The organism is Nocardia sp. NPDC005366 (assembly GCF_040606855.1).
Lineage (GTDB): Bacteria > Actinomycetota > Actinomycetes > Mycobacteriales > Mycobacteriaceae > Nocardia.
Window position 1 is genome coordinate 1 of the sequence record NZ_JBEXFQ010000009.1, and the last position, 12,354, is coordinate 12,354.

The window sequence follows — 12,354 nt, forward strand, 5'->3', positions numbered from 1 at the left end:
ATGGACCGTCCAACACCCTGTACTCAAAACACACCACTCTCCTGAAATCGGCTCGTCGAACCACAACAGGAAAGCGGGTAGAGAACGATATCGGTATCGAGGACGACCAGTCCCGCGGGTGCGGACTCGTCGTAGGAAGCGCCCCGGTCGGCAGCCCGAGCGGCGGCCTGCGACCGCAGCGGCACTATCCCGCCTCTACAGGTGTGGAGATGCGGGTCAGGTGGACCGGTAGCTGTTGGTGGCCGACGCTGATGAAGCTGTCCAGCGATTCCAGCGCCTCGGGTTCGGTGGCGAGTGTGAGGTGGGGGAATCTGGTGAACAGGGCGGGCAGCGCGGCCGCGGCCTCGAGGCGGGCCAGGCCGGCGCCGAGGCAGTAGTGCGGGCCGTAACCGAAGCTCAGGTGTTCGAGGTTCGGCCTGCTGGGGTCGAATTCGTCGACGTCGGTGCCGGGCCGACGACGGTTGGCGGCGGCGATCGCGGCGATGATCGGATCGCCCGCTTCGATCCGCTGGCCCGCGACGTCGACGTCGATGTCGGTGATCGCGTAGCGCAGCGGCAGATTCGCCACCGGCGGCGCGTAGCGCAGGGTCTCCTCGACCAGACGCGGCCATTCGACGGTGCCCGCCCGGAGCGCTGCCCCGAGTTCGGGGCGGGTGGAGACTTCGTAGATGGCTTGGTCGAGCAGGTTGACCGTGGTCTCGAATCCGGCGGTGATGACCAGCAGCAGGGTGTGGACGAGTTCTTCTTCGCTGAGCCGGTCTCCTTCGTCGCGGTGGTTGATGAGCAGGCTGGTCATGTCCTCGCCGGGTTGCGCGCGGCGCAGCGCCACGAGGGTGGTGAGCAACTCCAGCATCTCGGTGAGGGTGAGGGCCGGATCGCGTTGTGGGAGTGTGGAGAAGATCTCCTCCACGCATACCCGCAGGCGTGGTTGGAGACGGTCGGGTACTCCCATCAGTTCGGTGATCACCCGCAACGGCACCTGGGCGGCGTATTCCTCTCGCAGATCGACCACCGATCCCGGCGGGTGTTCGGCGAGTTCGTCGAGCAGGTCGCCGACGATGCGGTCGATCTGTGGTTGCAGCGCGGTGACTCGTCGGGCGGTGAACGCGGGTCCGACGAGTTTGCGTAGCCGGGTGTGGTCCTCGCCGTGGGCGGTGAACATGTTGCGCACCGACACCCACGTGATCAGTGGCCAGTCCGGCGGGACCTCGCCCGCGAGGAACGCGGGCCAGTGCCGGTAGCTGTCCTTGGACACCCGCTCGTCGGCGAACAAGGATTTGAGCAGGTCCGAGGTGGTGATCGCCCAGGCCCGGATCCCGCCGGGCAACACGACCGGGACCAGCGGCCCACGCTCACGCAACAGAGCGGCTTCACCACGAATGTCGGTACCGGTGGCATCGAGTACGTACGGGTCGAGGACGGATTTGAGAGCGGTCATACCAGGACTCCAAATGCAGAAGGCGATCAGAAAATGCGCGGTAGAACAGGTCGGGTGAACGGTCAGCGGTGGGCGTGCCGCGCGGTGAGCGGATCGAAGGCCACCGGTAGGGCCGTGAGCGCGCGATGGAAAGGCCCCGGCCGCCACACCAATTCCTCGCGGTGGCAGGCGAGTCGGAGATCGGGCAGGTGATCGAACAACTCGCCGACAGCGTCGGTGGCGCATTGATAGGCGATGTCGCGGGCCGGGCAGTCATGGGCTCCCGCCGAAAAACTCAGATGCGAGACGTTGCGGGAGTAGTCGATGTAGCCGGTGGCATCGGGGTCACGGGTGACGCGGGGGTCGGTGTTGCAGGCCGCCATGCCGATGAGCACCGGCTGGTCCGCGGGCAGGATCACACCGTCGAGGTAGTGGACCGGATGACGGGGATAGCGGACACACAGGTTGGCCAACGGGGAATCCCGGAACAAGACCTCGTCCAAGGCATGTTTCGTCGTGCACGCCCCACTCACGACCTCTCCACCGAAACGCGGATCGGTCATGACCAACCAGCCGGTGTTGACAATCCAGTGTTGGAAGGGCTCGATACCCGCCGCGCACATGGTCAAGACCTGCTCACGTATTTCCCGCTCGCTCATATCGCCCGCGTGCCGAATCAGCCTGGTCGTGACGTCATCACCCGGCTCGGCACGTTTGAGGTCGATCAACGCCCCCAGCGCCGCATCGAGGATCGCATCGACCCGCTGAGGATCAGGCACGGCCTCGAACATCATCGCGAAGCCCGCGGCAAGCTCGGCACCGATATCCGGCGGGCAGCCCATGATCTCGTTGATCGTTCGAAACGCCAGCGGGCCCGCGTAATCCGCGACCAGGTCCATCTCGCCGTTGGCGGCGACCGCGTCGATGAGAGCGCTGCCGTGTCCGGCGACGGTTTTGTGCAATCCGTGCAGATTCACCGCTTTCAGCGCGGCGTTGGTGGCCTTGCGGTATCGGAGATGGTCGTACCCGTCGCTACGCAACGCGTTGTCCCTGTCTCCCATCATCGGCAGGACCGGGCACCGCGGATCCATCGTGGCCTGCCACCTACTCGGATCGGCCCGAAAGCGATCCGAGTCGTGCAGGATCTGCACCCCACGCCCCCACCCGATCACCAACGTCGCCATGACGCCCGGTGCCAGCTCGACCCGAGCGAAATCGGGATGGTAGCGGCGCATTTCGGCGTAGAAGCGATGCGGATCGCGCGCAAACGCCAGCGAATGCAGCGCGAACACCGGACCATCCAAGCCGCTCGGTACGGATTGCTGTCTGACCGTGCCTCCCACCGAGGCCGACAAAGTGACACGGTGCGTGGGCGATGGAGGGACCGTAGTGGCCATGGAGCGTGTCCTTCTCTACGACTGTTTGCGATCCAGTCGGCGTCTCAACGCAATGCGTCTGGTGGGCACCGGAACCGAGAAATCGCGGCTGTTCAACACTCTTTGCAGATCAGTGCGCCGGGATGGGACCGACATTCTCCCGAACCGGATGCTTGCAGCGACGGTAGGAGCCGCCGAATGCCTGCGGTGTTGGGATATCGATGATCCGGATTCGGATATACGGAAACTTGTATATTGTTCCGGCGGAGCTTATTTCGAGGCGTGAGGCATTTGATTTCTCCCGGCGGCGAGGACATCGAAGTCGATCCGCTGCCGGGAGGCTTGGAGCATTGGGCGTTGGGCTGGCCGGTGGTTCCCGGCGTACTGCACGGAGTCGCGGCGTTGCCCGGCTCGTCCGACCTCCACGTGTCGGTGGCGCGTCAGCCGAGGATTTGCCACCTCGGGCCGTGGTTGCCATCGTTCGATCTCCGCTCGGTACTGTCGGCTCGTCCTATTGCTCAGCTCTCAGGAAACTGGCTGCCTACACTGATCAGAAAGGTGGCAACTCCCGGGAACGGGGTTTGCCATACCCGTGGGGTACACAAATCGATCCAAACGTGGAGGGCATCGGTGACAGGTCTGACCGAACCGGACCGGCAACCGGCGGCCATCGCGAACCGTTTGGCGCGTGAAATCAAGCGGCGGCGCCTCGAGGCGGGCCTCAGCCAGCGCAAGTTGGCCGCCCAGATCGGCTACACACGCCAGTATGTGTCCATGTGTGAATGGGAGGATGCCAGCCTTCCTTCGGCGGAATTGGTTGCGGCGATAGACACCGCAGTCGGCGCGAACGGTGAACTGGTCTCGATGCGCGCCGAAGCGCCCGACAGACGTCACCGATCTCGGCGAATATCGACCGAGTTGGTGGCGGCGTCCGAACGCGGCCCGGCCGCTGCGATTCAGTCGACGGCCGTGGTGGCTGCCGAACTGGATCTCGATCGGGCGTTTGATGCTGAGTTGGCCACGTCATTTCTCCGGTCGCGCTCGGTGTCGGAGGCGACAATCGACAGCTTCACCGCAGTCACGAATCTCCTCGCCGGTCAGCGGCAGAGTATTGCGCCCGACGCACTGATAGGGCCGATAGAAGCTCATCGGGACGCTGTTGCCACACTGTTCCGTGCTGCCACAAATGAGCGTGTCAAACAGCAGGTCGGAGCTCTCCTAGGGGAGACTTCTGTTGTCGCAAGCCGCGTTTGGAGCGCCGTAGGCGACAGGTCGATGGCTCTGACCCATTGCGCGTTCGCCCGCAAGCTTGCAGACCAGCTGCAAGACAGGGCAATGAGTGGAATTGCGCGAATATTTGAAAGCAATCTACGATCCGACGCTGCAACATTGATCAGCTCGGATGGCGATGTGGTGATCGGACTGCGGATTCTCAAGGAAGCCGCTGAGTTCGCCGATTGTCTACCACCCGCCGCACGAGCCCGGATCGGCGCGGAGCAAGCACAGGCATACGCAGTACTCGAGCTGCGGGAGGAATGCGAAGAAGCACTCATGCGCGCCCAGCGAGCCGCTGAATATATCTCCGAGGGTGACCGCACAGGATTATTCAGCGACTGGAACACGACACGAATTCAGGTGTATGTGGGCACGAGTCAGCTCCTGCTCAACGAGCCTAAGAGGGCGATCGCTGCTCTCAGCTCAGCTTTGAACACCAAAATGGGCGACAGCCCCAATGTCGAACTTGCTGCGCGTGTTGACCTCGCCAGCGCATACACGCTATCCGGTGAGCTAGAAGAGGGTTGCAGGATTCTTGAAGACGCATACGATGCCCTGGCGGCGATGGGGAATCATCGCGGAATCGAGCGCGCGCACCGAGCCATCGAGAGGATGTCGCCCTGGCAGAATGAACGGCCGGTACTGGCGATGAGGGAAAAGATCGGTAGTCTCAATTCCTGCTGATGGTGCCGATTATCGACTCGATGGCCTGTACCGTCGTATCGGGGTCTAACCAATCAATAATCGAATCAGGCGAGTGTTGCGACAATTCGGCGCGCGTTACTCTGTGAGTGACAGCAATGACTCTAAATCCAGCGTGTCGTGCGGTTGCGATATCGTTGGGTGCATCACCGATGATGATCGTTCGCGTGGGGTCAACTGCTTCTCCATATTTTTCGGAGAATCGACCGGACACGACGGCAGGCAGTTCAAATCTGTCTCGAGCATCTGAGCCAAAGCCGCCGATATTCAGATCGAGGTACGAATCCAGGCCTGCTACCCTGAGTTTGAATTCCGCAGCGACGCGCAAATTTCCAGTCAGCGCGGTCTGTACGAACCCACTTTCTGCCAGGGCGGTGATAGTGTCGGCCGCGCCAGGATATGCAGGCTGGTCCCGTGCAAGTTCGTCCTCTCCGCGGGACATGACATCTACCAACTCGACACTGAATCTTTCTAGTCCGCTTTCTGCCAATGCAGCGGAAATTCCAGACGCGATTGCAGTATCAATAACTATGGACTCGTCGGTATAGCCGTGGACGCGCGCGGGAGGGAAAATCACTTCAGACTCCTCAAGACCGTATGTCCGTGCGACGGCCCTGCGCAGCCAACGCAAGTCCGCAGGAATCAAAGTGCCATCAACATCCCAAATAACGAGTCCCTTGTATGTCGCAACCATGCCTACGGATTCTTCCAGACACCACCGTTTACCGCAGTGCGCACCCCGACGAACCGGAGCACCGGGAGGGTGATCAGGCGTCCTCGACGGCAAATTCTGCCGTGACGGTAGGTACACGGCCGTCGACTAGATGATTGAGCTCGCAGTGCCCCGTCGGAGGTGGAGATTGCCGGGAACCCGGCAAATTTACTGACGGCCCGACAGCGACCAAGGCCGCCGACCACAGGGAAGCGGACAGGATCGCGACCCTACCGGAGAGGGTGCTCACGATCAGTCCGGACAGCCGTGCGCTGCCTGCCTCGATCCGCACCCGCCTTGGCGGGGTGTCGGTATCCATGGTGTGTCGTCCCCCGTTGTCGATCCTGGTCATCGCGAGCCGCGCGAAGCGAGGCCGGTCGGCTCATGCTTGCGTGCGAGGCGGCGCTCACTCGGTGGGTACCGGTGCGACACCTGACCGAGGTGCGGGGTTCGTCCCCGGCTTCGGTCAGGTGCCGCTGTATCCGATCCGGCGTCCTGGGGCGGTCGAATGGCTGTACGACGTCAAGGGCACCGAGTGATAGTCCACCAGTCGCTGGTCCATACCGTGGTGTAGGCGGCGGCCGTGGCCAACAGTGGCAGACCGAGCAGGATCAACAACAACAGCAGCAGCGCTGGGTTTCAGCTGCTGCTGACGTGGCGCGAGGGGTCCTGTTCCGATTCTCTTTGTCGGTGAGCAAGGATGAGCGGATGTCGAAGGCACGGGGGCAGTGTTCTAGCAGTTGCTCACTGAACCCGACCTGGGAACTTTCGCTCCCCAGCACTGCACACTCGTGGAGAATCCGCAGCTCGCCGAGATCGGCGACGTTCTCGTACGGGCTGCCCGCGAGGCCGAGGATGTTCTGTTGGTGTACTACAGCGGTCATGGCCTCGTCGATAGTCGAGGACGCCTGTATCTCGGTCTTCCGGGCAGCAGCCAGACGCGAGCAGCCTGGAAGGCTCTACCCTTCGAAACGTTGCGTGAGGATCTCCTGGACAGTCCGGCCAAGATACGGGTTCTGATCTTGGACTGCTGCTTCTCCGGTCGCGCGTTCGAGTCCATGAGCGACGCCGATACGTTGCAGGCCAACCAGTTCCGGACTAATGGGACATTCACGCTCACCTCCTCCGCAGCGAACGAGCCGTCCTTCGCGCCGCTAGGAGAGATACACACGGCGTTCACCGGGGCCCTCCTGTCCCTCGCCCGACTGACACCGGGGCTGACCCTCGATGAGCTGTATGGCGCAGTGCAAGGCCACTTGTCGGCCCTCGGCCGCCCCGCGCCTCGCCGGCGAAGTGTCGATGAGGCCGGGACTTGGTGATCTTCGGGCATCCTCACCAGAGCCGCTCGGCTGCTGGCATCGAGGTGGAGCGGTTCGAGCGCACCTATGAGTTCGATGAAGCCAGAAGAGTCGCGCCTAGTGTGAACCCGACTTTGGGGTTGCCCGGCTTCTGGGACGTCACAGTCCACAACGGCAGCGCCACACCGATCGCTCAGCTCGAAGCAGATGTCTATCCCGTTGACGCCACAGGCAGTCGCATCGAGGACGAGTGCGTGACAGCCAAAGGTCATCGAATGCTGTGGAAGACCCTGAGCGACCGCAACCGCGCCGAGGTTCGGGGCAAGGTCAATTCATCCAACCCACACAGCGGCACTCCGTTCGCCGAAATCACCGCCGCCACGATGGAAGACTTGATCATGAATATCGTCAGCCCGATCACAAGCCAGCAAATAGCACGGCTGGCGGACTGCTACCCGGACCCGTTCCCTGCCGGGGCGGAAGAGACGGTCGTCTACTACGCGCCCAACGCCGCGACGGTCCGCGCGGACCTCACGTTCACCGACACCTCCGGAAACAGATGGACAAGATCGCACGACCAACGGCCGCGGTTGGTCGAGCGATGATAATGTCCTGCCGGTCAGACAGATCTGGCTTTCCGATAGCAGTCACCGGAAGAAGCGACGCTCCCTAGCCCGACGATCAGGCAGACATCCGGGCTTCATTGCGAGAGTTCGGAATCCACACCCAATGCCTGCCGGTCCACAGGCCGTCGATCCAGCGCCATCCAGGTCCTCTCATCGGCCAAGTCCAGAACCTCACGCATCCGCCGACGGTGTCGGGTAGGGGACGGTGTGCACTGGACCTCCAATGAGCCACCGAGCCACGTCGTGATCCCGTCGGTCCAGATCATCAAACCAACCTCGGCGGGAACCAGGCGCGGCACCTTTCGGTGCAACCGACACCCTCGACTGTCGGCGGGATCCGGAGCAAATGCCCTACACCGCACACCGCAGCCCTGAATCAGGATTCCGTGAGCGGCACCGTCACCGATGTTGGTCAGTTCGCTCCCCGACCTGGCACCGCCGTGGATGTGATCGGGCGTCCTCGCCGACAAGAATCCACCGTAACGGTAGGTGCACGGTCATCGACGAGATGATCAAGTCCGTGGTGCCCGTCGGAGGTGGAGGTTGCCGGGAACTCGGCAAAACGGTTCCCGGGGCACGACCAGTCGGCCACTCTGGCAGTGCTGCACTGGGTACCCGGCACAGCCGAACCGCCCTACCAGCAGCCGGGCCTCGCCCATCAGATGGGTGCGGCCACCGCACACCTGCACCGTAACGCCGCCACGGTCGAGATCCCCGACTTCGATCGGCCGACATGGGATCACGAAACAATCCTGCTCGAGGGAGCGGCCCTGACCGATCGCGCCGCGACTGTGCACCTGCAAGACCACGGTCGCCGGACGCTGCGTGCCGTCGCCGACCGTTTCACCCACGCGCTCGCCGGAAAAGATCCCCTGATTCACTGTGATCTGCACCGTGAGAACATGATCGCCCTGCCGACCGGCGGCGTCGGGATCATCGACTTCGGCGACTGCGGTCAGCGAAGCCCGATCCTCGACATCGCGACCGTGCTCCCCTCGATCCACCGGATCGCCCACACCATCCCGGGTGCTTACGAGAAATTCGCCCACGACTTCCTCGACGGCTACGCCGGAATATTCGCGCTACCCGCTGATCTCAACGACCTGCTCGAGCCGTACCTGGTCCTGCGCGACTGCTTCGTGCTGAACTTCGTCAGCGGAGCCCTGTCCAACGCATCGGTCGCCGCGTGGGGCACAGCCGGATCGCCGGAATCCTCGCCACAATGGACGCCTACCTGGCTGGGCAGCCATACCCCGGCGGGATCAGCTGAAGGTGCGGGAGCATCGGATATGGTTCCTGTCGGCGAACTCCAGGCAGCATTAAGGACACCACCTCCGCCCACTGGGTGGCGGGCGCAACCGAACCGGGGCGGCGCCGATCAGTCAGATCGACGCGAACGGCCGATCAGCCACTTCGCCGACGAGAACTGTCCGATGAAATGGCCCGTGGCAGGCCGCCACCTACCAAGCGGCGCCGCCGGGCGCAGCGCACGTTGTCTATGCAATTTCCACTAATTCGACTAGATCCACGCAGTCGAGGAGGTGTGCCGAGATCTTGCATGCTTCCGCCGCCAATAACTCGGTAGACACCGATTGCACCAAGAGCTCCAGACAGACCTGGCGTTCATATTTCTCATCGAATGCGCGCACCTGCACCCCAATCGCGACGCTGGGATCGTGAATACCGGCGACCACCATTGCCTGGAAAAGGCCGCGGTGCTCGCGTTCGTCGTCAGGATCGTCCGGATCGGGGTTGTTGTGCGTCACACACCACGGGGGACACTCCCCATCGGCGGACCTCAGTCGCAGGTCTGCGGCGTCGATAAGCATCTGCGCTATCCGCCGAGCTTCATCGGCGGTCAAGGCCACGCCGACTCCATGGGGATCAATCAACTCGATGAAGCACTTGCGTGTTTCGCCATGATCCCGAGCAGTCACTCGAATCGAGATACGACGGACTACACCGATGACTACCACCTCGGCGATATCCAGTGCCAGTTCCGGTCCATAATGAACGAGGCCCGCGCTGGAATTATTCATATCCCACACCCGATGCGATTCGCACCAGGGCGGGCACGAAAGATCTACGGCCACAAAGACTCCCAACACTCATAGCCGACTCCCGTCCCACGCCCGACAGACTCAACTGTAACCTTCTGACATGGCGACTGACTAGGCGGGCGAGACATCCCGACGGTTGCGTCAACCGGTAGTGCGACAGATCGGCCCGTGTTTTGAGCATCCAGGACACGAGGCAAGCTTGAGGCTTCGAGGTTCGCATGCATCGCGGATATGCGCAGCCAAACGCCTGCGGTCCGTCAGCAGCGCCACGGCGGGACTATCCATCGACCCCGGTACATGGAGTAGTGCGCCTCCACAGGGTCGACGGCGTCCGCACTCTACGACGACATCTCGCTGTCCCCCTCGGCGGCCAGCTGATGTGGTGCCGCTCGCATCCCGGTATCAGGGTCGGGGATGCATCGCTCGACGAGATCGGTGATCTGGTCGCGGTGTTCGCGGGCCGTGCGGATGGCTAGGACGTGAGCTGCGGTGATCGCACGACCGTACTCGATGTCGCGGTGTTCGATCCGGCTCCGATGATCGGCGCGTTCGGTACCGAGAAGTTCGCGCAGATCGGTGATCTCGGCGATCAGGGCGCGGTTCGCGGCCACGACGACATCGCGTTCGCCTTCGGCCCGCGCCTGGGCCAAGAGTGCGGCCTCTGCCTCCGCGCGCGCCTCGGTCATCACCCGCGCCGCGTTCTGCTCGGCACGGTCGCATTCGCGCTCGGCAGCGACGATCCGGGTGGCAGCGTCTCGTTCGGCGGCGTCGGCCCGCAGGGTCGCGTCTCTGGATGCGGTGCGGGCTTCGCGCGCGATGGCACGAGCGCGACTTTCGCTGTCAACCACGCGGGCAAGCCGTTCGGTCATCGTCGCCCGTGCCTGTTCGGCCTGGGCCAAGGCATATTCAGCCTCGGCGATCCGGTGCCCGGCCTGGCGATGTGTCTCGGCGATCTCGCGGTCGATGACGGCCGGGTCGGTGAGATGGGCGAACAGGGTGTCGGTCTCGCGTGTGACGGTGCCGAGTTCGTCTCGTAGTTGGTTGTAGCGGTCCAGGAGCGCGGCGAGGGTGGGGGTTTCGTCGGTGAGCGGTCGGGGCGACGGGTAGTGCATGGCGTTCGTGGCGGCGGCGTCGCGCAGGGCGCGCAGGGCCGTTTGTGCGGTGTGAGCAGGGTTGTCGCAGTAGCGGCGAGGTGCGCCACGTCGGCCGGGTGTGCGGGTGGGTAGCGCGGCGTGGCAGCCGGGGAACCGGCAGTGGTTCCGGGATTCAGTGGGGGTCGACGTCACGGTGTCCGGCATCGGAATTGCCTTCCTTCCATTCCATTTCATTTCTCGGCGGTGCGGAATGAAATGGAATAGATGTCGGGGTCGGTGGGTGTGTGGTGACGTCGGTCAGGCGGCGAGGGCGAGCATGTCGGCGCGGACGCGGGGCAGGCGGGCGGCGATGATCTGGGCGGCGGATTGGCTGGCGGTGCGGTCGTTGTGGCCATATCGGCGGTCGGTGGTGTTGACCGATTCATGGCCGGCATCGCGGGAGACAACGAACAGGGGGACGCCGTCCTGGAGTTTCCAGGAGATGCCGGTGTGGCGCAGAACGTAGGGGGTGAGGTGTTTCATGCGCAGGGTGGCGACCGCGGGGCCGTAGCGTTCGAGCAGTGCTCGCGGGTCGGTGCCGTGCCAGAGGACTTTGGCTCCCGGGCCGGTGAATTCGCGTCGGGCTAGGGCTTCGAGGCGGCGCAGGGCGGGTTGCCAGCCTTTGCGGTGGAAGTAGCCGGCGGTGATGGGGGTACCGGTGTATTTGTGGAACAGCAACTCGTCACCCGGGCGTGACAGGTCCAGGCGTGCGATGGTCTCGAGGGGGATGTTGACGGTGCGGATGCCTCGGGCGGATTTGGGTTTGCCGAGTTTGAGTTTGCTGCCGCCGTCCTTCCACGCCTTGTTGATGCGGACCGCGCCGGTGACGGGGTTGACGTCACGGACCTGGAGAGCGCCGATCTCGCCGGGGCGTGCCATGGAGACGAGTCCGAATTCGGCCTGGACGCGCCAGCGTGGGGCGAGGAGCTGTTCGAACAGTTCCCATTCGTCGTTGTCGAAGATCTCGATCTCGGTTTGGTCGTGGCGGGGCAGCCGGACGCCGGCGCAGGGGTTGAACGCGAGCAGCGGTGTCGGGCGTTGTTCGACCGCGGCGCGCATGGCGGCGGAGAGGAATCCGTGTTTGTTCTTGATGGTCTTGGGGGCGTTGCCCTTGTCCTGTTCGAGGTAGACGATCCAAGCGGCGTCGGTGTCCTGGGTGACGGATTCGACGGTGGCGTGCTCGCCGAAGAACGGGACGATGTCGTTGGCGATGTAGCGGTGGTATTTGTCGCGCCCGTCCTCCTGGACGCCGGTGAGCCGGTTGGTGTAGCGGGTCAGCCAGTCGAACAGCAGGACCGCGCCGGTACCCGCGTCACGTTTACCGGCGAGGACGTCGCGTGCGGCGTCGAGCCCGATCTTGTCGATGAGGTCGGCCCACCATTGGGCCTCGGTGTAGTCGTCGAAGCTTTCGGCCGACATCCGGCGTTTATTCGCGGTGTCGTAGTAGTGGAACGGGACCTGCCAGCTGACGGTGCCGTCCTTGCGGGTTCGCGGGCGAGGTGTGGGCATGGGCCACTCCTGTCGTGTCGAAGATGGCGACACGAGCTGCCCTGAGAAGCGGGTGGTGACGGCGGTGGTGACCGCGATCGAGATCCAGGCTACCAAATAGCCTCTGACCTGCACATACTAAAGTGGAGCTAAGGGGACTCGAACCCCTGACCCCCACACTGCCAGTGTGGTGCGCTACCAGCTGCGCCATAGCCCCTGGTTACCGCGCTCAGTTTCCCTCGCGCTTGAAGAAAGTTACACCACTGG

The 12,354-nt window shown here is 63.5% G+C and carries 11 protein-coding genes and 1 tRNA gene; 5 read left to right on the forward strand and 7 right to left on the reverse strand.

Features of this window, described 5'->3' with window-relative positions; all coding sequences use genetic code 11:
• Positions 1-184 precede the first annotated feature (184 nt).
• Together ABZS43_RS12585 and ABZS43_RS12590 are read right to left on the reverse strand one after the other, a co-directional pair.
• Positions 185-1,438 (reverse strand): cytochrome P450, encoded by a 1,254-nt coding sequence (locus ABZS43_RS12585; RefSeq protein ID WP_355035985.1) that lies wholly within the window; start codon positions 1,436-1,438, stop codon positions 185-187.
• Between the two features lie 62 nt (positions 1,439-1,500).
• Positions 1,501-2,709 (reverse strand): cytochrome P450, encoded by a 1,209-nt coding sequence (locus ABZS43_RS12590; RefSeq protein ID WP_355035986.1) that lies wholly within the window; start codon positions 2,707-2,709, stop codon positions 1,501-1,503.
• A 714-nt stretch (positions 2,710-3,423) separates the two neighbouring features.
• On the opposite strand from ABZS43_RS12590, the gene ABZS43_RS12595 reads away from it, so the two are divergent.
• Positions 3,424-4,752 carry a helix-turn-helix transcriptional regulator gene (locus ABZS43_RS12595; protein ID WP_355035987.1) on the forward strand — a complete coding sequence of 443 codons (1,329 nt, stop codon included), beginning with the start codon at positions 3,424-3,426 and terminating at the stop codon, positions 4,750-4,752.
• On the opposite strand, the gene ABZS43_RS12600 is transcribed toward ABZS43_RS12595, so the two are convergent.
• A complete protein-coding gene (locus tag ABZS43_RS12600) occupies positions 4,739-5,464 on the reverse strand; it encodes an HAD family hydrolase (protein ID WP_355035988.1) in 726 nt (241 codons plus the stop codon). The two genes, ABZS43_RS12595 and ABZS43_RS12600, sit on opposite strands and share 14 nt — an antisense overlap.
• 431 nt (positions 5,465-5,895) lie before the next feature.
• Between ABZS43_RS12600 and ABZS43_RS12605 the strand changes: the two genes are divergently transcribed.
• The 4 genes from ABZS43_RS12605 to ABZS43_RS12620 all read left to right on the forward strand — a co-directional run bounded on the left by ABZS43_RS12605 (position 5,896) and on the right by ABZS43_RS12620 (position 8,920).
• Positions 5,896-6,021: a hypothetical protein gene (locus ABZS43_RS12605; RefSeq protein ID WP_355035989.1), complete on the forward strand. Its 126-nt coding sequence runs from the start codon at positions 5,896-5,898 to the stop codon at positions 6,019-6,021.
• Positions 6,022-6,273: 252 nt separating this feature from the next.
• Positions 6,274-6,801 carry a caspase family protein gene (locus tag ABZS43_RS12610; RefSeq protein WP_355035990.1) on the forward strand — a complete coding sequence of 176 codons (528 nt, stop codon included), beginning with the start codon at positions 6,274-6,276 and terminating at the stop codon, positions 6,799-6,801.
• Complete coding sequence (locus ABZS43_RS12615; RefSeq protein WP_355035991.1) at positions 6,795-7,385, forward strand: hypothetical protein; 591 nt, start codon at positions 6,795-6,797, stop codon at positions 7,383-7,385. Before ABZS43_RS12610 ends, ABZS43_RS12615 begins: the two co-directional genes overlap by 7 nt.
• Before the next feature lie 557 nt (positions 7,386-7,942).
• Positions 7,943-8,920 carry a phosphotransferase gene (locus ABZS43_RS12620; RefSeq protein ID WP_355035992.1) on the forward strand — a complete coding sequence of 326 codons (978 nt, stop codon included), beginning with the start codon at positions 7,943-7,945 and terminating at the stop codon, positions 8,918-8,920.
• Here the strand turns inward: ABZS43_RS12620 and ABZS43_RS12625 are convergent.
• The 4 genes from ABZS43_RS12625 to ABZS43_RS12640 all read right to left on the reverse strand — a co-directional run bounded on the left by ABZS43_RS12625 (position 8,903) and on the right by ABZS43_RS12640 (position 12,304).
• A complete protein-coding gene (locus ABZS43_RS12625; RefSeq protein WP_355035993.1) occupies positions 8,903-9,445 on the reverse strand; it encodes a hypothetical protein in 543 nt (180 codons plus the stop codon). The two genes, ABZS43_RS12620 and ABZS43_RS12625, sit on opposite strands and share 18 nt — an antisense overlap.
• 359 nt (positions 9,446-9,804) lie before the next feature.
• On the reverse strand, positions 9,805-10,764 hold the full coding sequence (locus ABZS43_RS12630; RefSeq protein ID WP_355035994.1) for a hypothetical protein: 960 nt from the start codon (positions 10,762-10,764) through the stop codon (positions 9,805-9,807).
• Positions 10,765-10,857: 93 nt separating this feature from the next.
• Entirely contained in the window at positions 10,858-12,108 is a 1,251-nt protein-coding gene (locus ABZS43_RS12635) for a site-specific integrase (RefSeq protein ID WP_355035995.1), read from the reverse strand.
• 123 nt (positions 12,109-12,231) lie between these two features.
• Positions 12,232-12,304, reverse strand: a tRNA-Ala gene (locus ABZS43_RS12640).
• Positions 12,305-12,354: the final 50 nt, after the last annotated feature.